General features: G+C 66.4%; 17 protein-coding genes. 3 read left to right on the top strand and 14 right to left on the bottom strand.

The features are described 5' to 3' along the window. Nucleotides 1–14: 14 nt before the first annotated feature. Nucleotides 15–1,406 carry a YcjX family GTP-binding protein gene (locus tag HSDC_RS01315; RefSeq protein ID WP_064698121.1) on the top strand — a complete coding sequence of 464 codons (1,392 nt, stop codon included), beginning with the start codon at nt 15–17 and terminating at the stop codon, nt 1,404–1,406. Continuing rightward, complete coding sequence (locus HSDC_RS01310) at nt 1,403–2,461, top strand: YcjF family protein (protein WP_064698120.1); 1,059 nt, start codon at nt 1,403–1,405, stop codon at nt 2,459–2,461. The genes HSDC_RS01315 and HSDC_RS01310 overlap by 4 nt, the downstream gene beginning before the upstream one ends. A gap of 18 nt (nt 2,462–2,479) precedes the next feature. On the opposite strand, the gene HSDC_RS01305 is transcribed toward HSDC_RS01310, so the two are convergent. The 14 genes from HSDC_RS01305 to HSDC_RS01240 form a co-directional block, all read right to left on the bottom strand. After that, nucleotides 2,480–3,718, bottom strand: coding sequence for a YbiU family protein (locus HSDC_RS01305; RefSeq protein ID WP_064698119.1), 1,239 nt, complete (start codon nt 3,716–3,718; stop codon nt 2,480–2,482). Between the two features lie 13 nt (nt 3,719–3,731). Next, a complete protein-coding gene (locus tag HSDC_RS01300) occupies nt 3,732–4,853 on the bottom strand; it encodes an ABC transporter ATP-binding protein (protein WP_064698118.1) in 1,122 nt (373 codons plus the stop codon). A 311-nt stretch (nt 4,854–5,164) separates the two neighbouring features. Continuing rightward, nucleotides 5,165–6,043, bottom strand: coding sequence for a carbohydrate ABC transporter permease (locus HSDC_RS01295; protein WP_064698117.1), 879 nt, complete (start codon nt 6,041–6,043; stop codon nt 5,165–5,167). After that, complete coding sequence (locus HSDC_RS01290; protein ID WP_064698116.1) at nt 6,036–6,977, bottom strand: carbohydrate ABC transporter permease; 942 nt, start codon at nt 6,975–6,977, stop codon at nt 6,036–6,038. The genes HSDC_RS01295 and HSDC_RS01290 overlap by 8 nt, the downstream gene beginning before the upstream one ends. Nucleotides 6,978–7,036: 59 nt before the next feature. Next, nucleotides 7,037–8,314, bottom strand: coding sequence for an ABC transporter substrate-binding protein (locus HSDC_RS01285; RefSeq protein WP_064698115.1), 1,278 nt, complete (start codon nt 8,312–8,314; stop codon nt 7,037–7,039). 255 nt (nt 8,315–8,569) lie between these two features. After that, the gene (locus tag HSDC_RS01280) at nt 8,570–9,808 is read right to left on the bottom strand and encodes an AGE family epimerase/isomerase (protein ID WP_244534397.1); all 1,239 of its coding nucleotides are present in this window, start codon (nt 9,806–9,808) and stop codon (nt 8,570–8,572) included. A 129-nt stretch (nt 9,809–9,937) separates the two neighbouring features. Then, nucleotides 9,938–11,338: an ATP-binding protein gene (locus HSDC_RS01275; protein ID WP_244534416.1), complete on the bottom strand. Its 1,401-nt coding sequence runs from the start codon at nt 11,336–11,338 to the stop codon at nt 9,938–9,940. A 77-nt stretch (nt 11,339–11,415) separates the two neighbouring features. Continuing rightward, nucleotides 11,416–12,141 (bottom strand): response regulator, encoded by a 726-nt coding sequence (locus tag HSDC_RS01270; protein ID WP_064698614.1) that lies wholly within the window; start codon nt 12,139–12,141, stop codon nt 11,416–11,418. A gap of 149 nt (nt 12,142–12,290) precedes the next feature. After that, nucleotides 12,291–13,088, bottom strand: coding sequence for a Cof-type HAD-IIB family hydrolase (locus tag HSDC_RS01265; protein ID WP_064698113.1), 798 nt, complete (start codon nt 13,086–13,088; stop codon nt 12,291–12,293). Between the two features lie 129 nt (nt 13,089–13,217). Then, entirely contained in the window at nt 13,218–14,912 is a 1,695-nt protein-coding gene (gene nagE / locus HSDC_RS01260; protein WP_064698112.1) for an N-acetylglucosamine-specific PTS transporter subunit IIBC, read from the bottom strand. Continuing rightward, nucleotides 14,909–17,461: a phosphoenolpyruvate--protein phosphotransferase gene (gene ptsP, locus HSDC_RS01255; RefSeq protein WP_064698111.1), complete on the bottom strand. Its 2,553-nt coding sequence runs from the start codon at nt 17,459–17,461 to the stop codon at nt 14,909–14,911. Before ptsP ends, nagE begins: the two co-directional genes overlap by 4 nt. Before the next feature lie 57 nt (nt 17,462–17,518). After that, nucleotides 17,519–18,538, bottom strand: a complete 1,020-nt coding sequence (locus HSDC_RS01250; RefSeq protein WP_211612770.1) for an SIS domain-containing protein — start codon at nt 18,536–18,538, stop codon at nt 17,519–17,521. Beyond that, entirely contained in the window at nt 18,522–19,643 is a 1,122-nt protein-coding gene (locus tag HSDC_RS01245; RefSeq protein WP_064698109.1) for an N-acetylglucosamine-6-phosphate deacetylase, read from the bottom strand. Before HSDC_RS01245 ends, HSDC_RS01250 begins: the two co-directional genes overlap by 17 nt. A gap of 32 nt (nt 19,644–19,675) precedes the next feature. Further along, entirely contained in the window at nt 19,676–20,410 is a 735-nt protein-coding gene (locus tag HSDC_RS01240) for a GntR family transcriptional regulator (RefSeq protein WP_137055163.1), read from the bottom strand. 237 nt (nt 20,411–20,647) lie between these two features. On the opposite strand from HSDC_RS01240, the gene HSDC_RS01235 reads away from it, so the two are divergent. Continuing rightward, nucleotides 20,648–22,588: an exoribonuclease II gene (locus HSDC_RS01235; protein WP_064698107.1), complete on the top strand. Its 1,941-nt coding sequence runs from the start codon at nt 20,648–20,650 to the stop codon at nt 22,586–22,588. Nucleotides 22,589–22,604 lie beyond the last annotated feature (16 nt).

The following is a 22,604-nucleotide window of genomic DNA, read 5'->3' as shown; positions in this document are numbered from 1 at the left end:
AGGCGGACTCTTGAATGCCCCAGGATTTGACACGCGACCTGCAGGACCTGATCGAACGCGGCCGTGACCGACAGCTCCGACTGGCGGTCACCGGGCTTTCACGCGCCGGCAAGACCGCCTTTCTCACCTCGCTGGTCGACCAGCTCCGCCACGCCGGCCTCGAGGCACGACTGGACCTTCTGGCCGCCGCCCGCGAGCAGCGCTTGCTCGGTGCCCAGCGCGTCTCCCAGCAGGACCTCGGCGTGCCGCGCTTTCCCTATGACCAGGCGATGCAGGCCCTCGACGGCGATCCCCCGAGCTGGCCGACGCCGACCCGCGGCATCAGCGAGTTGCGCCTGAAGATCCGCTACCGCCGTGCCCATGCCAACTGGTGGCGCGGCCACACCGCGGAACTGACGCTCGACCTGTTCGACTATCCGGGCGAATGGCTGCTCGACCTGCCGCTGCTCGATCACGACTTCGCCGGTTGGAGCCGCACGCAATGCGAGGGCGACGGGCCTGCCCGGCGAGCGCTGTTCGCCGATTGGCATGCCGCCATCGCAGATCTCGACCCGGCCAGCGAGGTCGATGAAACACGCCTCGCCGAACTGTCCGAACGCTATGCCGAGGGACTGCGTGCCGCTCGCGAGGCCGGCTTCTCCGACCTGCAGCCCGGTCGTTTTCTGCTGCCCGGCGAGCTGGCCGGGGCACCGGTGCTGCAGTTCTTCCCCCTGCCCGGCCTCGACGACTGGACTACCGAGGCCCTGGCGGCCCTGCCCGACACCAGCCTATACGCCACCCTGGCGCGCCGCTTCGCTTACTATCAGCAGCACATCGTGCGCCCCTTCTATCGTAATCACTTCCGGCGTTTCGACCGCCAGATCGTGCTCATCGACGTGCTCGGCGCGCTCAATGCCGGCCCGGAACGTTTCGAGGACCTGTCGCGCGCCCTGTCCCGGTTGATGCAGAGCTTCGACTACGGCCAGCGCAGCCTGCTGTCGCGTCTTTTCACGCCGCGAATCGACCGGCTGGCCATTGCCGCCACCAAGGCCGACCACGTCACTCCCGAACAGCATGTCCGGCTAGTGGCCTTGCTCGAGGCCCTGCTGGTCGAGCCCCTCAAGGACCTGCGCTTCGCCAATGTGCCCGTCAAGGCACTTTCCCTGGCCTCGGTGCGCGCCACCGAGGTTCGCGAGGTCACACGCCAGGGGCGGACGATACCGGCCCTGCGCGGCACCGACCTGGACGGCGACGCCGTGCTGACCTTTCCCGGCGAAGTGCCGACGCGTCTGCCCGATGCCGACTTCTGGTCGCGCCAGGGCTTCGACTTCACGGCCTTTCGGCCCCTGCCGCGGGAGCCCGGCCCCCTGCCGCACATTCGCATGGATGCCGCCCTCGACTGGCTGATCGGAGACAAGCTGACATGAACGATGCCTCTCACCGGGACACATCGGATCCCCGCCCGAGTCAGCGGTTCGAGACCGAGACACCCTCGCGCGCGCCGGATCCGGCACCGGCCCACCGCTTCGATAGTGACCAGGCCAGCCGCGCCCTGACGCCGAGCGACGAACCGGACGATCACCTTCACCCGGATCCTTCGGCGCACCTCGGCCGGCCGCGCAAACGCCGCTGGGGATTGCTCGGCGTACTCGCCGGCGCGCTGGGCCTCGGCGCGGCCGAGTTCGTCACCGGTCTGCCCGCCAGCCTGGCCGACGGCGACTGGCTGACCACCGGCTGGCAGTTGCTGGGACTCGGTGTCGTGGGCCTGGGCGGCCTGGCAATCCTGCGTGAACTCTGGCGCCTGCGCCGACTCGGCCGCCACAACCGCCTGCGCGAAGCGCTGACTCACTTGCCCGAGTGCTCACCCGAGCGGGCCATGACCCTGGCACGACATCTCAAGACCCAGCTCGACCTGCATGACGACCATCCCCATTGGCAGGCCTTTCTTGCCGCCCGCGAGCCACATCACGACGGCCAGGATCTCGCTCCGCTGCTCGCCCACTACCTGCTCGCCCCGCGCGATCGCGAGGCCCGGCGGTTGATATCGCGCATGAGCGGCGAAACCGCCGTCATGGTGGCGGTCTCGCCGCTGACGCTGGTCGACATGGGCCTGGTCGCCTGGCGCCACCTGGCCATGATCGACCGGCTCTGTCGTCTCTACGGCCTGGAGCTCGGCTACGCTGCCCGGATCAGCCTGCTGCGCGACGTGCTGCGGCAGATGGCCTTCGCCGGCGCCACGGAACTGGCCAGTGATGCCAGCATGCAGATGCTCTCGCTGGACCTCGCCGGGCGTCTTTCTACCCGAGCCGCCCAGGGACTCGGCGTCGGCCTGCTGGGCGCGCGACTCGGGCTGCGCACCCAGCGCCTGACCCGACCGCTGGCGTTCGATGAGGCCGAGCGCCCTCGCCTGACCGATCTGCGCCGGGAACTCTGGCAGCAGTTGCGCCGCCTCGAGGACAAGGACAAGCCTGGGGCTCGATGAGCCGCAAAGACTGGTGCCTCATCTTCCCATCTGCTGGCACCCCAGGGCGCTCAGGTCCTCGGGGCACCCCCGACCAGTGAAGTCGACCTCGAAATCGTCCGGCGCGAAATCGGGCGGTGTGCGCCCCTCGACGAAGGCCTGCCACTGGCCCGGCAGGTAGGCCGCGTTCTTGTCACACCAGGGTGCGGCCCCGATGTACATGACGTTGCTGTCGTACTCGCCCGTGTGCTCGGGATCCACGGCATGCACCACATCACAGTGCCACCAGATGGTGTCGCCGGGATCGAGATCGGGAATCGGCGTCAGCGCCTCCAGCAGCGGCGCGTGCCAATGGGGATCGATCGAAAGCGCACGACCGGGCCGGGCGCCGCACAGGTCATCTTCCGGCACATCGTCCTGCAAAGCGCGCAGCAACAGGTAACTCATCACGTTGGCGATGGGGATCAGGTTCAGAGTGCCGGCGCCCGAGCGTTGCGGCGTCAGTGCCGTCCAGCCCTGGAAGGTCCGGAACATCGAGCACACCGCCGGCGAGGCGATCTCGCGCACCCGCGTGCGCCCCAAGCCCGCAAAGGGATCGAAGCGCTCGGGCACGCCACGAAAGACATGGCGATAGACATACCGAAAGCCGTCGTCGAGCCAGCGCTCCACCGAGCCACCATCGACGTGCGGCGACAGCCCCAGGCTGCCCGAGCCCGGGGGGCGGCGGCGCAGCCGGTCGGCATAGCTGGCCAGATGACCGGCATCGAATTCTTCGCCGGCATCCCACAGGCGATTGAGAAACACCTGGACGTCACGCAGCCGCGCGTCCTGGCGCGCCTGCACCTGGGGCAATGACCAGTAGACGCCGTAGATCTGCGGCTTGCCCTGCTCGAGCTCGCCGAAATAGGGGTCGTCGGCGGCATTCGCCAGACGTTCCATGAAGCGATTGCGCTCGAGGTAATCACCGATCTGCGCGTTCCAGCGCTGTGCGCGCTCGGCCGGGAAGACCCCGGCGACGGCACAGGCACCGCGCTGGCGAATGTGCTGTCGATCGGCCTCGGAGAGACGGCCGGCGATGATGTCATCGGCCGCGAAGCGGGGAATCGGGTGCTCGCCGGCGGCGCGTTCCGCCCTGATGCGTTCGACCTGCGCCAGGATGTCGTCCCGGGCGCGCTCGAAGGCGCCACGGTAATCCGGCAGGTCGCGTTTCAGGCGCTGCTTCGTGTCACGAATCGTCGCGCGGAGCGTATCGGCAGGGTCGGTACATTCTCGTGTCATGGCGGCTTCCCCCTCAGGCAAGGCGAGCGTCGGTGTCGGCATCGAACAGTGCGGCGCGTCGCATGTCGACACGCAGGCCGAGCCGTTCACCCGATGCGATCCGGCAGTCCGGGCCCACCCGGGCGGTGATCTCGGTGGCGCCGAGCGGCAGGCGCAGCAGGATATCGGCACCGGTGGGCTCGACCACGCTGACCCTGGCCGAGAGCAGCGTGCCCTCGGCCCGGTCGCCCAGGCGGGTGTCCTCCTCGGCGAAGTGTTCGGGGCGCAGGCCGAGCGTCACTGTCTGCCCGACGCGTTCGGCCAACATCGGTGTCTCTCGAGATTCCGGCCACGGCAGCGTCAACGCCGCCTCGCCCTCGGTGGCGATATGCAATCGATACGCCCCGGGCTCGCCGTCCAGCCGCGCGTCGATGAAGTTCATCGACGGCGAGCCCATGAAGCCCGCCACGTACTTGTCCACCGGGTCGTTGTAGACCTCATCCGGCGTGCCCAGCTGCAGAATCCGGCCATCGCGCATCACGGCAATGCTGTCGGCCAGGGTCATGGCTTCGATCTGATCGTGGGTCACATAGACGATGGTGGTGCCCAGCCGTTGGTGGAGCTTCTTGATCTCGGTGCGCATCTCGACGCGCAGCTTGGCGTCCAGGTTGGAGAGCGGCTCGTCGAAGAGATAGATCTGCGGTTCCCGTGCCAGGGCGCGCCCCATGGCCACGCGCTGACGCTGGCCACCGGAAAGCTGCGCCGGCTTGCGATCCAGCAGGTGCGAGATCTGCAGCAGATCGGCGACCCGTTCCACGGCGGCCTCACGCTCGGCCTTGGGCACCTTGCGCATCTCCAGGCCAAAGGCGATATTGCCGCGCACCGTCATGCTCGGATAGAGCGCATAGGACTGAAAGACCATGGCGATGTCGCGCTCGGCGGGGGTTCGCCAGGTGATGTCGTCGCCGCCGACCAGGATACGCCCCGACGTGACCGGCTCCAGGCCGGCGATGGCATTCATCAGGGTCGACTTGCCGCACCCTGAAGGCCCCACCAGGATCAGGAACTCCCCGGAGTCGATGGCCAGGCTGACCTCCTCGAGCACCCGGGTCGTACCGAAATCCTTGCAGACATTGTCGATTTCCAGAGCTGACATGGTAGCTACCTCGTTATTATTCGACAGTGGCTGGCTCGAAGATAAAGCAGCGAACCAGGAACTGTGTCTGCAACTCTGCAGATTGATTGGCGTCTCCGGCGGAAAGCTTCCGCGAGGGCGCTGTAAACCCGTCCCTGAGCGCTACTTTTGCCCTGCGGCGCTCTCGCATCCTGCTTCGCTTGCAGGACCGGTGCTGGCCATCCATGGCCAGCCCGTTCGGAGCAGTGCTCCTCACCCCTGGCAAAAGACCCTCGCTTCGCCTTGCCCCCGATCCTCTTGGCTGAGCGCTTTACGTTGCTACTAGCCATTCCCTAGCCTTTGACAGAACCCGCCGTCAGCCCCCTCACGAAATACTTGCCGGCCAGCACATAGACCACCAGGGTCGGCAGCGCGGCGATCATCGCCGCGGCCATATCGACGTTGTATTCCTTCACACCGGTGGAGGTGTTGACCAGGTTGTTGAGTGCCACCGTCACCGGTTGGGTGTCGTGCCCGGAAAATGCCACGCCGAACAGGAAGTCGTTCCAGATCTGGGTGAACTGCCAGATCACCGAGACCACGATGATCGGCTTTGACACCGGCAGCAGGATTCGCCAGAAGATGCGGAAAAAACCCGCGCCATCGAGCTTGGCCGCGGACACCAGCTCGTCGGGGATCGAGACGTAGAAGTTGCGGAAGAACAGCGTGGTGAAGGCGATGCCGAATACCACATGCACGAATATCAGGCCGAGCCGAGAACTCGACAGCCCCAGCCAGCCCAGCGTCTGGGCCATGGGAAGCAGAATGACCTGAAACGGGATGAAGCAGCCGAACAGCATCATGGCGAATACCAGCTCGGCCCCCTTGAAGCGCCACTTGGTCAAGGCATAGCCGTTCAGGGCGCCGATCAGGGTGGCGATGACCACGGCGGGAATCACGATGGCAAAGGAGTTCCAGAAATAACCGCTCACCCCGTCACAGCGCATGCCAGTACAGGCCGATCCCCAGGCCTTCAGCCAGGGCGCCAGCGTCGGGTTATCGGGCAGGGTCAGCAGGCTGCCGGCACCGATCTCGTCGAGAGGCTTGAGGGAGGTCAGCACCATCACCGCCAACGGCAGCAGGTACCAGAGCGCCGCCAGGATCAACACCAGGTGCAGGAGCAGCCGCCAGGCGCGCGCCGCCGGTGTCCGGGCACGAATCACATTATCCATGTCGACGGCTCCGCAATTCCGAGTAGAGATAAGGCACCAGAATGGCCAGCACTCCGCCCAACATCAGGATGGCGCTGGCCGAGCCCATGCCGATCTGGGCCCGGGTGAAGGCATGGGCGTACATGAAGGTTGCCGGCAGGTCCGAGGAATAGCCCGGCCCGCCGCCGGTCAGCGCCACCACCAGGTCGAAACTCTTGATGGCAATGTGCGAGAGGATCATCACCGCGCTGAACACCACCGGCCGCAGACAAGGCATCACCACTCGCCAGTAGACGCGAGGCAGGCTGGCCCCATCGAGCTGGGCGGCCTTGAGGATGCTGTCGTCGATGCCGCGCAGCCCGGCCAGAAACAACGCCATGACGAAGCCCGAGGCCTGCCATACCGCCGCGATGACCAAGGTGTAGACGGCCATGTTCGGGTCCACCAACCAGTCGAAGGTGAAAGATTCGAAGCCCCAGCCACGCACCATGGACTGGATGCCGAGCCCAGGATTGAGCAACCATTTCCACACCACCCCAGTGACGATGAACGACAGCGCCATGGGATACAGGTAGAGGGTTCGCAACATGCCCTCGCGACGAATGCGCTGGTCGAGCAGGATCGCCAGGCCCGCCCCCAGTACCAGGCACAGGCCGACGAAAAGCGCGCCGAACACACCGAGATTGGTGGCCGCCACCCACCAGCGCTCGTTGTTCATCAGCCGCGCATATTGAGCAAAGCCGACGAAGTCGTAGTTCGGCAGCATGCGCGAATCGGTCAGGGAAAGGATGAAGGTCCACAGCATGAAGCCGTAGACGAAGCACAGCGAGATCACCACGGACGGCGCCAGCACCAGCTTGGGCAACCAGGCCTGGAGATGGCCCGCCACGCTGGGACGCGACACCGCCACACCGACAGGCCGCGCCACATCGCCGGAAGTCGAAACGGATTTCATAGCACTACCTCAGGCTCGAGGGGAATACGACACCCGCGTCGGCGGGTGCCGCAAGGACATCACATGGCCAGCTTGGCAGCCTGCGCCAGCCGCTCGGCGGCCTGTTCGGCGGTCATGTCGCTCGAGTTGAAGTAGTTGGTGATGATATCGAAGAAAGCGCCCTGCACGTCACTGCGCATGGCCATGCGGTGCGCCATGCTGGGCACCAGGGTGTCGGCGTCCCGCGCTGCCTGGAAGTCTTCCATGGAACGCTTGGCGCAACTGTCGAAGCCGTTCATGTCGAGGTCGGGGCGCGCGGGAATCGAGCCCTTGATCTGATTGAAGGTCTTCTGGAAATCCGGCTCCAGGATCAGGCGTGCCAGGGTCTGCTGGGCCTGCCGCGCGGATTCGTCGCCGAGCTGGAACATGGCAAAGCTGTCGATGTTGAAGGTAAAGGCATCCTCGGTACCCGGTACGGGCGCACAGACGTAATCCTCACCAGCCTGCATGTCGGCGGCGGTGAATTCGCCCTTGGCCCAGTCGCCCATGATCTGCATGGCGGCCTGGCCATCGATCACCATCCCGGTGGCCTGGTTCCAGTCGCGCCCCGGCATGCCCTCGTCCATCAACTCGCGCAGGCGCTTGAAGGTGGTCAACGCCTTGATCATGGTATCGCTTTTCAGCGTTTGCTCATCGAGGTCGACGAAGGCACGACGATAGACATCGCTGCCCCCGAGGCTGAGCACCACGCTCTCGAAGATGGTGGCGTCCTGCCAGGGCTGACCACCATGGGCCAACGGCACGTAGCCCGCCTCGCGCAGCGCCTCGCCGGCGGCGAACAGTTCGTCCCAGGTGCTCGGCATCTCGACGCCGGCGTCATCGAGCACCTCGGGATTGGCCCACAGCCAGTTGACGCGGTGCACGTTCACCGGCACCGCCACGTAATGGCCGTCGTGGCGCATCATCTCGGAGACCACGTCGGGCAACAGTTCGTCCCAGCTGGCCTCTTCGGCCACGGCGTCGAGGTTGCCAAGCAGACCGAGCTCGCCCCATTCCTGGATCTCCGGGCCGTTGATCTGTGCGGCCGCCGGCGGGTTGCCGGACATGGCGCGCGACTTGAGTACCGTCATGGCACTGTCACCGGCACCACCGGCCACGGCGAAGTCCTTCCATTCATGGCCCTCCGCCTCGAGCAGGTCGCGCAATTCGCCCACCGCCTTGGCCTCCCCGCCGGAGGTCCACCAGTGCAGAACTTCCACCTCGCCGGCCTGAGCCTGCCCGGCGGCACCCAAGGCGCCGGCCACGCCCAGCCCCAGCAGGGTGTGACGGAGTGGAGAGAATCGCATCAATGCGCGCATAGGACGTGCCTCCTGAATTGTTGTTGTCTTGCTGCCGCCGAAAGCGGCTCTCAACACGCTAGCGCATTCCTCCTCCCCGGGGGATTACCAAGTACTGAATAGTGTTGCCGGACTATTGCAATGCCGAAACAATGTTAAAGACCGGTCACATAATGCCTCGCCTGCGAGGCCCCAGGTCATTGCGGACAGAGGGATCGCTCGGGGCTGATCCGTCGACAAGCCTGCAAGGAGGCGCTGTGAATACCTCCCTGTACGCTACCGGCGCCTCCACTGGCGTCGGACCTCCTCTTCGGCTTGTCCCCGGCGCCCCGAGTTATCTCGTCTCGCCATCAATGCTGCCATGGCATCCTGACAAGCCCCCATGGTGTGATAATCGACCTTGCCCGCCGGGCTCTTGACGTCGGAATAGCGATGATTGTCGGCATTGAGCAGGCGATACCAGGCGCCGTGACGATGGTCGATCATGTGCTGCCAGCTGAAGTCCCAGATCCGCCGATACCAGCGCCAGTAGACATCGCGACCGGTCCGCTCGCCCAGCATGGCCGCCGCGGCGAAGCTTTCGGCCTGCACCCAGAAGTACTTGTCGGCGTCGCTGATCCGCCCGTCCAGATCGAGACCATAGACCAGGCCGCCCGTCTGCGGATGCCAGCCGGCCGCCACACTGCTCGAGAAGAGACGCTCGGCGGTGGGCAACAGCCAGTCCTCGGGACGGTATCGCTCGAGCATGACCAGCAGCTTGGCCCATTCGGTCTGGTGCCCCACCTGATAGCCCCAGGGACGAAACAGATGGCTCGGGTCGTCGCGGTTGTAGTCCAGATCGCGTTGCCACTGGGCATCGTAATGCTCCCAGATCCAGCCATGTTCATGGTCGCGATTGGCGCCGACGATGGCTCGAGCGATGGTCATTGCCTGGGTCAAAAAGGCTGCGTCGCCAGTAGCTTCGAAGGCCGAGATCAACGCCTCGCAGGCATGCATGTTGGCGTTCTGGCCACGATAGCCGGACACCCGCCAATGTCGGTCGGCCTCGTCGGCGAAGCGTCCGTGGTGCGGCTCCCAGAACCGCCGCTGCAAGATGGCGTGAGTCGCGTAGAGGCCCTCCCGCGCCCCGGGCACCTCGGCCTTGAGCGCTTCGGCATAGGCCAGCAGCACGAAGGCCAGCCCGTAGCAGTGGTTGGTGTCATCCTCCACCTCGCCGTCTGCCAGGGTCCAGGCGTAGCCTTGATAGGCAGTCTGGAAATGGGCTCGTTCCAGATAGTCAAGTCCATGACGCGCCCAGTGCCGATACTCCGCCTCGCCGCTGTGCCGCGCGAAGCGGGCATAAGTCACCACGTAGCGGGCGCTCGATACCAGATGGCGATGCCGACGGTCGAGGATGGCACCGTCGTCGCGCAGGTAATGGAAGAAGCCACCCTGCGGGTCGATGGCGCGCGGGTGGTAGAACGCCATGGCCTTGCGCACATGGGCATCGAGGAAGTCGGGATCGAAGATGTTCACGAGGCTCTCCCTACGAATGAGGTCAAGGACCGGGAATGGGATCAAGGAGCGGACTGCTACCTCCCGGCATGCCCGATCCACTGTACGGCTCGGCGACAATGCCGCCATCTTTCCTGATGTTGCAAAGTATTACAGCGTTTCAGGGTCTGCCCTGGGCAACGTCAGGCTCACCACCAACCCACCATCGGGGTGATTGTCCAGCGCCAGCCACCCGCCGTGCGCCTGGATGATGTGCCGAGCGATGCCCAGCCCCAGACCACTGCCACCGGTATGGCGACTGCGCGACGGTTCGAGCCGCACAAAGGGCGAGAAGACTCTCTCGCGCTGCGCCGCCTCGATGCCAGGCCCATGATCGCGAATCGTCACCTGCAGCTTGTCCGGTGTATCCTCGAGCCGTACCTTGGCACGCTGGCCATAGAAGATGGCATTCTCCAGCAGGTTGGCCAGGCACCGCTTGAAGGCCAGCGGCTTGACGGCCACCGGCGCCGCCTCGCCCGAAATCCGGACATTTCCACCTTGCAGCGCCAGATCCCTGGCCAGTTCATCGAGCAGCGCGCGCGGCTCGATAGACTCGATCGCCTCGTGCATGTCGAGTCCCTTGACCGAGTCCAGCGCCCCCTTGACCAGTTGATCCAGCTCATCGAGCGAGGCACAGAAGCGCTCGCGCAGCACCGGGTCGTCGAGCATCTCGGCGCGCAGTCGCAGGCGGGTGATGGGTGTCTTGAGATCATGGGAAATCGCCGAGAAAAGCCGCTCGCGCTCCTCCACTTGATGCTGGATCCGACGCTGCATGCGGTTGAAAGCGATAGCGGTCGCCGCCACTTCGCGAGGGCCGCCCTCGCTGAGCGGCGGGCTGTCGAGATCGTCGCCCAGGCGCCGGGCGGCTCGCGACAGTCGCGCCAGGGTCCGGGTGGCACTGCGAATGCCGAGCCAGGACAAGCCGATGACCGTCAGCAGCACCATCAAGGCCACGAACAACCGATCTCCGGACAGCCAGTCGCCGCCATGGAAGACATCCGATACCGGCAGCAAGGTGGCAACATAGAGCCATTGATCTCGCTCCATCGGCAGTTGCACCACCAGGATCGGTTGTGACAAGGGTGCACTCATCAGGCTGTGCTGGCCCCAGCGCGGTGGCATGTCGCGCAACAGCACCTCATTGTTGAGCAAACGCAGGGAACCGGGGCGCGTAAAGGCCACTTCGGCGTTCGTCACGCCGAGCTCGTCGCGCAGGACGCCATGGAAGTTGTCGATCACCAGTGCCTTCGCCTGCCCTCCGCCGATGTCGTCCACCTCGATACGATGGTCGTTGACGCTGACGAAAAAGCGCGTGCCGCCCATGTCGCGCAGTTGATCGAGCACGATGTGGCGATAGTCATACGGCAGGGAGCGAAAGAAGCGCACCGTGGAGGCAACGCTGTAGGCAATGTTGCGCGACAGTTCGTCGAGCCGGGTGAGCTGGCCATCGCGCGCCTGTGCCGTCCAGATGGCATAGCTGGCAAGCTGCGCGCCCAGCACACCGACCACCATGATCAACAGGAAGCGTCCGCGCAGGGAGTCAGGCAACCATCGCGCCAACCGGCGGCGCCAGTATCGCCAGGTGCGCCTCACGCGATCACATCCACCTGGGCCGCCAGCACATAACCCGAGCCACGCACCGTGCGAATCAGCTGCGAGTGCTGGGCATCCTCACCCAGTCGTTGACGCAGCCGACAGACATGCACGTCGATGGAGCGGTCCAGCGGCGGTGCCGGGCGCCCACGGGTCAGGTCGAACAGGGCCTCCCGCGAGAGCACCTGCTCGGCATGCTCGAGAAAGACCTGCAGCAACGAGAAATCGGCGCCCGACAAGGCACTGCGCGCGCCCCGCTCGTCGATCAGCTCGCGTGTCACCCGATCCAGCCGCCAGTGACCGAACGCCACGACTCTCGCCATGCCCGGAGCGAGCGCCTCACCACGCGGTCGGCAGCGACGCAATACGGCCTTGACCCGCGCCAGCAGTTCACGAGGATTGAAGGGCTTGCTCAGGTAGTCGTCGGCACCCAGCTCGAGCCCGAGGATGCGATCGGTCTCGTCGGGGCTGGCGGTCAACATGATGATCGGCACCTCGCTGTCCCGGCGTACCTCACGACAGATGGCGAACCCATCGTCGCCGGGCAGCATCAGATCGACGATCAGCAGGTCGGGACGCTCGGAGGCGAGCAAGGCGCGCAACGCCGCCGCGTCCTCGGCCATCAGGGCACGATAACCGTGGCACGTCAGGTAGTCGGCGAGCAGGTCGCGGATTTCCGGATCATCATCGACCACGACCAGGGTGGCGGCAGGGGGAGTCATCGGCACTGTCACCGGCATCGGTGGCGCTCGGCGAGCGCCGTCTCGAAGTGTGTCATGCCCGATACTCTAGGCTCGTCCAACGGGGCTGGCGATACCACCAAGGTGGCAACATCGGCCATCGGAGTGCAACGCCGGCTCCTTCTCGTCCCTTAAAGCGCGAAGCGCTCGATCAGACGTTGCGCCACGGCGGCCTGGTCGTGCGGGCCGATGCGCCGAGCGGCGGGCACTGCTTCCATCAGGGCCGGATGGGCATTGGCCATCACGTGGGCCTCGCCGACCAGATCGAGCATCTCGATGTCGTTGCGATTGTCGCCGAAGGCCAGGCAGCGCTCGGCCGGGATGCCCAGCGCCGCCAGCAAGGCGGACAAGGCCGTGCCCTTGTTGACCCCGCCGGCCATGATCTCCAGCGAGTTGTCCATGGAATAGGTGATATGCAGCTCACTTGCCGCGCGATGCCGCGCCTGTTGCTCCAACTCGCCGAGCATGGCGGGCTCACCGATGTAGAGCACCTTGCCTACGCCCGCGCCATCCAGGCCTTCGAGGTCGGCCACCCGATAGCCGAAGCCGGTATGTGCATGCAGGGCCAGCAACTCAGGCGCCGGCGCATCGATCAGCCATTCATCGTCATGGTAGAGGTTGAGTCGCACCGCCTCGGGACGCGGCAACCGGATCAGCTCGCGCGCCAGCTCGGTCGGCAAGGGGCGCGCCTCGAGCAGGCGACCGTCCGGCGCATGGGTATAGGCCCCGTTGGTGCTGATGATGTGGGCCTCGACACCGAGGCGGTCGCGAAATGCCAGGATGTCGCGATAGTGACGACCGGAGGCCAGCACGATGTGATGTCCCTGCCCCGCCAGGGCGCGCAGGGTATCGACTGTCACATCCGCCAGCGCGTGGTCGGCGCCGAGCAGGGTTCCGTCGAGATCCGTGACGATCAGGTGAGCCGTCATGCGTTGTCCCTCACACGATGAATGAGCCGCCAGTCTAGCAGCCCGCCCGGGGCGATGCCCCGAACGGGATGACTCAGCGTTTTCCGCACGGCTCGCGTGATGGCAGGCCCGGTGGCCACCGGACGACGCTCAGTCGTGCTTCGCCAGGGAGGCGGCAATGGTAGCGGCCTGCGGACCGACCACCAGATGCCAGGTACGCTCGCCGACGGCCATGGAACCGAAGCACCCCAGGGTCTTCAGCGCCGCCGTATCGAGCGAGGCCTCGTCATGCAGCTCGACGCGCAGGCGCGTGCCGGCCCGGGCAGCAAGATGGCGCAGGTTGTCGCGTCCGCCCAGCGCCGCCAGCCAGGCGGCGACCTGATCCTCGGGCAACGCCGCTTCGGTGGCGTCTTCTGCCGACTGGTGCGGCGTATCGACCTCCGCTACCGGCGGCTCGACGCCGGCTGCCGCCACGGCAGCACGAATTTCGTCGGCCACGCCATCGGCAATGGGGCCAAGCACGACCTGCAGGCCGCCACCGCCGAGGCGCATCACGCCGCGTGAACCCAGCGACTTGAGCGCCGGCTCATCGATGGCCTCGGCATCGGCCAGCACCAGGCGCAGCCGCGTGGTACAGGCGCCGACGCTCTGCAGATTGCTCGCCCCGCCGAGAGCCGCGACGAAGGCCGGTCCCCGCTCGCTGGCCTGCCCTTCCGTCGGGCGGGACATGGCGATTTCCTCGTCACGGCCCGGCGTGGGCAGGTCGAAGCGCTGGATCGCCCAGCGGAAGACACCGTAGTAGATCACGAACATGGCCAGGCCGACCGGTAGCATCAGCCAGCCATTGGTGGACAGGCCGTAGGACAGGGCATAGTCGAAGGCACCAGCCGAGAAGGTAAAGCCAAGCTTCACGTCGAGCAGCTGCATCAGCGCCATGGACAGGCCGGTCATCACCGCATGGAACACATAGAGCAGCGGCGCCAGGAACATGAAGGTGAACTCGATGGGTTCGGTCACCCCGGTCAGAAAGGCCGTCAGCGCCAGCGACATCAACAGGCCACCCACCTGGGCACGTCGCCCCTTGGGCGCCGCGTGGTACATGGCCAGTGCGGCGGCCGGCAGGCCGAACATCATCACCGGGAAGAAACCGGCCATGAAGCCCCCGGCACTGGGATCACCGGCGAAGAAGCGATTGAGATCCCCCGTGGCACTATCGAAACTGCCGAACACGAACCACACGAAGCTGTTGAGCACATGGTGCAGCCCGGTGACGATCAACAGGCGATTGAGCGCCCCATAGACGAACTTGCCGAGCGCGCCGGCCTCGATCAGCCAGTGGCCCAAGCTATCGATGCCCGTCTGGATCGCCGGCCAGCCCCAGCCGAAGACGATGCCGAGCAGCACGGCCGCCAGTCCCGTGGCGATCGGCACGAAGCGCCGCCCGCCGAAGAAGGCCAGGTATTCCGGCAGCTGGATGGCCCGGTAGCGGTTGTAGATCAGCCCGCCCACGGTGCCGATGATCACCCCGGCCAGGACGCCCATGTTGATGTCAGGGTTGATGGTGTGAAGCACCGCATCCAGCACCAGGTAACCGACCACTCCGGCCAGCCCCGCCGCGCCGTTGCTGTCGTCGGCGAAACCGACCGCCAGGCCGATGGCGAAGATCAGCGCCAGATGATCGAAGATCGACTGGCCGGCGGCAGCCACGAAAGCAATATCCAGCAGGTCGGGCTGGCCCAGTCGCAACAGCAGGCCGGCCACGGGCAATACCGCGATGGGCAGCATCAAGGAACGTCCGAGCAGTTGCAGCCCGGCCATGAGACGGGAGCCGAGTTGTTGAATCATGAGGGGATCCTCTCGGGGGTTATTGTTGTGGTCTCGAATGCAGATTCATGGTGTTCGGCGAGACGTCGACGCACGCTCGCGGCATCGGGCATCGCCAGCAGGTCCGGCAGCTCGCGCGCCAGGGAGGCAGCATCGAGCCGACGGATCATCGCCTTGACGGCGGCTACCCGGGCCGGTTCGACGGATAGTTCATCGACGCCCATCGCCACCAACAGGGACGCAGCCAGCGGATCGCCGGCCGCCGCACCGCACACCCCGACCGGGCAACGTCCAGCCGCTCCTTCGATGGTGGCCTGGATCAGGCGCAGCACGCCGGGGTGCAGGACATCGGCGCGGGCCGCGAGGCGTGGATCCTCACGGTCCATGGCCAGGGTGTACTGAGTCAGGTCATTGGTGCCGATGGACAGAAAATCGGCCTGTTCGGCGAGACTCGCCGCGCACAAGGCGGCACTCGGCACCTCGACCATGGCACCGAGACGGGGCCTCTCGGCAACGCCAAGTTCCGAGACGACGGCCTCGAGCCGCTCGCGTACCCAGGCGAGTTCAGCGACTTCGCTGACCATCGGCACCATGATGCGCAGGGCATCCAGCGGGGCGACACCGAGCAAGGCACGCAGTTGGGTGTCGAGCAGTGCCGCCTGGTCATGCCACAGCCGAACCCCGCGCACGCCGAGGGCCGGGTTGGGCACCTCGGGCAGGCGCAGATAGGGCAATTGCTTGTCGGCGCCAATATCCAGGGTGCGAATGATCACCGGCTTGCCGCCGAGTGCCGTCAGGCTGGTCTGGTATTCGTGGCACTGCTCCGCCTCGTCGGGCGCGGACTGGCGCCCCAAGAACAGGAATTCGCTACGCATCAGGCCGACACCATCGGCGCCGGACTCGGCCGCCAGGCGCGCCTCGCCACTGTCGCCGATGTTCGCTGCCACCTCGACCTCGCGTCCGTCGCGCGTGATCGCCGGCTCGAAGGCCTCGGCACGCTCGGCCTCACGGCGCTCGGCATCGCGTCGCAGAGCGTCGCGGATCGTCGCCAGACGTGCCTCGTCAGGCGCAGGTTCGAGTCGCCCTTCATGGGCATCAAGCACCGCGCACTCCCCGACCACGCCCTCGAGCGCCTCGCCCATTGCCACCAGGCAGGGAATGCCGCGTGCGCGGGCCAGGATCGCCACATGGGAGGTCGTGCCGCCGCCTTTCAGGCACAGCCCGGCGGGGGCTCGCTCGACGAGATCGACGAACTGCGAGGGCGACAGGTCATCCGCCACCAGGATGGCCCCTTCGGGCACATCGGGCAGCGGGGCCGACCCGGCCTCGGCGAACTCGGCCATGACATGGCGTTGCAGGTCGCGCAGATCGGCCACGCGCCCTGCCAGCAGAGCGTTGCCGGTGGCACGCAGTTGCTCGGCCTCGTCGTCCAGCGCTTCACGCCAGGCCTGGCCGGCGCTGCGCCCGGCCTCGATGCGTGCCATGGCTGCCTCGAGCAGGCCCGGATCGTCCAGCCAGGCCAGGTGTGCCTCGAAGATATCCGCTTCGGCGCGCTGGCCCTGACGTTCGGCCTGCTCGCGCGCGCTTTCCAGCGAGCGCCCAACCCGTTCCAGGGCAGCGCGCAGAGCCTCGCGCTCGACCGCCGCGCCACGCCCGTCATGGGGCACCGCCGGCAGCGGCAGGCTCACCGCCACCAGCGGGCCGATCGCCAGGCCAGGGCTGGCAACGAGGCCGGCGATTTCCCCCTCAGCAACAGGTGCCGAAACGGCAGCGTCCGGGGCGGCTGCATTCGGCGGCTCGACGCCCTCCGGTGTGGTCAGCAGCTCGGCGGCAGCTGCCAACACAGCCTCGGCCTCATCGCCCCGAGCGCGCAACACGACCTCGTCACCTTCGGCCAGGCCGAGATTCATCAGGGCGCTCACGCTGTCACCACGCGCCTCGGCGCTCCCATGCTCGAGCCGCATCTCAGCGTCGTGTCGCTTCACGATGGCACGCACCCTGGCGGCGGGCCGGGCGTGCAAGCCAGCTTCCAGGGCCAGCGTCACACGGCGCTCATGCCATGGCCCGGTGTGCTCGGTCGTGGTCTCAACGGACGTCTCGGCGGGCGTCAAGCTCATCAGCGCTTCACCGCGCTCGACACGCTCGCCCGTGGCACCCGCCTCGAGACGCAGACGCCAGCCAGCATCATCGGTCACCACCAGCGGCGTGATCAGTGAGCTGGCCTGCTCGGCCAGCAACTCGGGATCGAAACGGCACAGGGGGTCACCGGCTTTCACCCGCTGCCCTACCTCGACCAGGAGATCGATGCCCCGCCCTTGCAGTTCGACGGTATCCAGCCCCAGATGCAGCAACACTTCGACGCCCTGCTCGCTTCGCAGGCTCAGGGCGTGCCGAGTCTTGGCACACTGCACGACCTCGCCGTCACAAGGCGCATGCAGGGTGGTTTCCAGGGGGTCCAGGGCAATTCCCTCACCCAGGGTTCCGCCAGCGAAGACCGGATCCGGGACATCGGACAAGAGCGTCACGATGCCAGTGGCCGGAGCCACCAGCGTCAGTTTGGAGGAAGACATGATCGACTCCGATACGTTGTTGTTGTCGCAGCCTCAGGCACAAGTCACACCCGAGACTTACAACGTGCAGGTAACCTTGCGCAGATGCCGCGGTTGATCCGGATCGCTACCCCTGGCCTCGGCGAGTTCCGCCGCCATGCGGTAGAAACTCTGGATCACCGACAGTGGCTGCAGGTCCTCGTGACCGGCATCGCTCAACGTCAGGTGGCGCCCGGCCACCGACTCGTCGCCGGCCAGCAGCACCCGGGCACCGACGTCGCCGAGCCAATCGGCCAGTTCCAGCAATCCGGCCTGCTCGGCGCCGGGAGGCGCGAACACCAGCACCGGATAGCCGGCCTCGACCAGCGCCATGGGGCCATGCCGCACCTCGGCACCACTGAACGGCTCGGCCTGGATGGCACAGGTTTCCTTGAACTTGAGGGCCGCTTCCTGGGCAACTGCCAGGCCTGCACCGCGACCGATCACCATCAGGCGGTCGGCACCGGCAAGCGCCTCGACCGCCTCGCTCCAGTCCTGGTCGGCTGCCTGACCCAGACGTTCCGGCAAGGTATCCAGGGCGGCCAGCAGGTCTTGATCCTGCGTCCAGTGAGCCAGCAACTGGGCGGCGGCAGAGAGCGTCGCCAGGTAGCTCTTGGTGGCCGCCACGCTGCGCTCTTCGCCGGCGTACAAAGGCACCTCGAGATCGCTGGCCCGGCCCAGCGGCGACTCCGGCGTGTTGACCAACGCCAGGGTTCGGGCTCCGCCCCGCGCCAGCGCTTCCTGGGTGGCCACCAGGTCCGGGCTCTGGCCGGACTGCGAGATAGCCACCGCCAATTGCCCGTCGAGATGCCAGGACGCCTTGGCCAGCGTCGACAGCGAGGGCGGCAGCGAGGCCACGGGAATACCCAGCCGCTTCATGCAGAGATAGGCGAAATAGGCCGCGGCATGATCGGAGCTGCCCCGGGCCACGGTCATGCCGGCGGATGGCGGCCGTTCGCGCAATTGCGCGCCCAGTGATGCCAGCACGTCGGCGTTGCGCTGCAATTGGCCGCGAATGCGTTCCGGGGCATTGCGCGCTTCTTCAAGCATCAGTGACATGAGCGTCTCCTTCTGCGACGAGCCGGCCGCCGATATGGACGGCTCTGAGGTTCAATCGAGAATCCAGTTCCACCAGATCGGCATGCGCGCCCTCGGTCAGGCGCCCCAGGTCGTGGCGTCCCAGGAAATCGGCGGGATAGCGGGAAAGTCGGTCGGAGGCTTCGGCCAGGGTCTGGCCGAGGCCGACCAGGTTGCGCAGCGCCTGGTCCATGGTGAGGGTACTGCCCGCCAGGGTGCCATCGGCCAGGCGCACGCCGCCCAGGCATTTGGTGACCGCCTGCTCGCCGAGGCGATATTCGCCATCGGGCATGCCCGCCGCGGCGGTGGAGTCGGTCACGGCATAAAGATGGGGAATACAGCGCAGGGCGGCGCGGATGGCACCGGGGTGCACATGCAGCAGATCGGGAATCAGCTCGGCGTATTGCGCATGCGCCATGGCGGCGCCCACCATGCCGGGCTTGCGGTGGTGCAATCCGGACATGGCATTGAATAGGTGGGTAAAGCCACAGGCGCCATGCTCCAGCGCCGCCACGCCTTCCTCGTAAGTGCCCAGCGTATGGCCGATCTGCACGCGCACGCCTCGCTCGCTGAGCTGCTCGATCAGCGTCAGGTGACCCGCCAGCTCCGGCGCCAGGGTCAACAGCACGATCGGTGCCAGCCGGCGCAGTTCCTCGATGTCCTCGAGCACGCCGAGCCGGGCATGGGACGGTTGGGCGCCAAGCTTGCCCGGGTTGATGTAAGGGCCTTCCAGGTGCACCCCCAGCACGCGACTGGCTGTCGGGTCCGGCGCTTCCATGTAGGCGCCGACATCCCCCAGCACACGCCGGGTATCGTCATCCGGTGCCGTCATGGTGGTGGCCAGCAGGCTGGTAGTACCGAAGCGCACATGAGTGCGCGCCACCGTGGCCACCGACGCGCCGCCCTCCATGACATCGGCGCCGCCGCCACCATGCACGTGCAGGTCGATGAACCCCGGCAACAGGCGCGGCAAGTCATTGCTCTCGGGGTCGACCGGTTCACCGTCGATGCGGCTGATGCGGCCTTCGTGCCAATGCAGCTCGCCGAGCCGCCAACCGTCGGGTGTCAGGATATTGCCGTAGCGCATGGTGTCTCCCGGTTCCTTCTCAATGTCAGAGGTCAGCGTGTCAGCTCGACGATGAAGTCGTAGTAATCGGTGCGGCAGTAGGTGACGGTCAGTTCCGCCGGCGTGCCATCGATCAGATAGCCCTGGCGCGTCACCTTGAGCAGGGCCTGCCCCTCCGGCACCTCGGCCAGCCGCGCCAGCTCGGCATCGGCATTGACCGCCGTGACGTGCTGCAGCGCGCGCACCACCGGCCGGCCCGCCTCTTCCAGAAAGGCATACAGCGAATCCCCCACGCCCTGGGGATCGTCGAGTACCGACTGCGGCAGGCAGCTCTCCTCGACCGCCATGACCACGCCATCCGCCAGGCGCAAGCGCTTGAGCCGCGCGACCCGGGCATCGCCGCCCAGGCCGAGGCGCAGGCTCTCGTCGGCCGAAGGGGCGGCCAGGCTGCGTGACAACCAGCACGAACGCGGCGTGAAGCCACGCTGGGTCAGCATCTCGGTGAAGCTCACCAGGCGCGTCAGGGGCTGGTTGAGGCGCGGCGTGATGAAGGTGCCGGAACCTCGGGTGCGACGGATCAACCCGCGTTCGGCCAACTGATCCAGCGCCTTGCGCGCCGTGATCCGCGAGACCTCCAGCGACTCGGCCAGAGCCCGCTCGGAGGGCAGGGCCTCACCGGCCTGCCAGGCCCCCTCCTCGATGGCATCTTCCAGTCGGCTCGCCAACTGATGGTACAGCGGCGTGGACAGGCCGGGATCGAGGTGAAGTTGCTCAAATCGAGGATCCATGATCGCTCTCATGCCGCATTGTGATAAGACCAATATAGACCACCAACCATACCAATTAAATACCACTTGTCTTATACCTTGGTCCGAGCCGCCTCTCCGAGGCACCGCACAGGCACGCCGCGGCCAGCCCGCCGACGACTCCGCGCCAGTCTCGACCGGAATCGCCACCTGCCGCGATTGGCGTGGGCCGACGGAATCCGTATAGTGGCCCCCTTATCCCGCCATTCGATCGTTATCATGCTGCAGAACAACTCGGCGCTTGCTCAGCTCAAGCAACAGATCCGCGACAACACGCCTCGTGTCGAAGGCGTGATCAAGGCCACCGAGCGAGGCTTCGGCTTTCTCGAGACCGAGGATGGCACTTCCTATTTCGTGCCACCGCCCGCCATGAAGCAGGTACTGCATGGCGATCGGGTCGAGGCCGTCCTTCACGAGGAAGGCGAGAAGACCACGGTGGAGCCGGACACCCTGATCGAACAGGGCCTGGAGCGTTTCATCGCCCGGGTACGCAAGCGTGATGGACGCCTGGCGGTGATCCCCGATCATCCCTCGATCAGCAATGCCCTCAAGGCCCGCGTCAAGCGCAGCCTCGATGAGGCCTCGCTCGACGAGGGAGACTGGGTCGTGGCGCGTCTCGTGCACCACCCTCTCAAGCCGGACGATCGCGCCTTCTTCGCCCAGATCGACGAGCTGGTCGCCAAGCACGACAACCCGGCCGTGCCCTGGCGCGTGACCCTGGCGCGCCACGCGCTGGAGCAGGCCAGTCCCGAGGCCGGCGATGAGTGGCCGCTGCACGATGAAGGTCTCCAGCGCGAGGACCTCACCGCCGCGCCCTTCTTCACCATCGACGACGCCAAGACCCGGGACATGGACGATGCCCTGCGCATCGAGCCTCGGGAGGGCGGAGGCTGGCGACTGACCGTCGCCATCGCCGATCCCACCGCCTATGTGGAGGAAGGCAGCGGCGTCGACCTGGAAGCGCGCACCCGCGCCTTTACCGTCTATCTGCCCGGGCAGAACGTCACCATGCTGCCGGAACGCCTGGCCGACGATCTGTGCTCGCTGTGGGAAAACCAGGATCGCCCTGCCCTGGCCTGCGCCCTGGACGTGGAAACCGACGGCTCCCTCGGCGACTATCGCTTCTTCGCCGCCACGGTTCGCTCCCACGCGCGGCTGGCCTACGACGATGTCTCCGACTGGCTGGAAGGTCAGAGCCAATGGTCTCCCGAGACGAACATCGGCGAGCAGCTCGAGGCGCTGCGCGACCTGACCGAGGCGCGGACCGCCTGGCGTGCCGAGCATGCCCTGGTCTTCAAGGACCGCCCGGACTACGTCTTCGACCTGGACGATGCCGGCAACGTGCTGAACATTCGTACCGAACAGCGGCGCATCGCCAACCGCATGATCGAGGAATCGATGATCGCGGCCAATGCCTGCTGCGCGCACCTGCTGGCCGAGCATGTGGGTCACGGCATCTTCAATGTTCATCGCGCCTTCGAGCCAGACAAGGCCGAGGCCGCCCGCGAATTCCTGGCCAACCAGGACATCGAGGTCGCTCTGGAAGCCCTCACCGAACTGCCGCGCTACAAGGAGCTCAAGCGTGAGCTGGAAGGCCGCGACGATGCCTGGCTCGACGCGCGACTGCGCCGCTTCCAGGGCTTCACCAGCATGTCCGCCCGCCCTGGCCCGCACTTTGGCCTCGGGCTATCTGCCTATGCCACCTGGACCTCGCCGATCCGCAAGTATGGCGACATGGTCAACCACCGGCTGATCAAGCGCGTGCTCAAGGGCGAACAGGCCCCGGCGGAAGCCAGCCTCGAGCTCACCGAACAGTTGACCGAGCGTCGTCGCCTCAACCGCATGGCCGAGCGTGACGTCAAGGATTGGCTCTATGTTCGCTACCTCGGCCCGCACGCCGAATCCGGCAAGGCCTTCGATGCCGAGATCATTGCCATCAACCGTGGTGGCATGCGGGTGCGCCTGACCGACAACGGTGCCACAGCCTTCGTGCCGGCCCCGCTGATGCACAGCGACCGTGACAAGGTGGTGATCGACGACAAGGAAGGCCGTATCCAGATCGAAGGCGAAGAGCGCTTCAAGCTCGGCGACACGATCCGGGTCGCGCTGACCGAAGCTCGCGAGGAGACGCGTTCGCTGGTGGGTCGTCCCGCCGACTGAACGAACGCCTCTGGCC

It is taken from the genome of Halomonas caseinilytica, assembly GCF_001662285.1.
GTDB lineage: Bacteria > Pseudomonadota > Gammaproteobacteria > Pseudomonadales > Halomonadaceae > Halomonas > Halomonas caseinilytica.
This window is presented reverse-complemented; position numbering and strand designations above follow the sequence as displayed.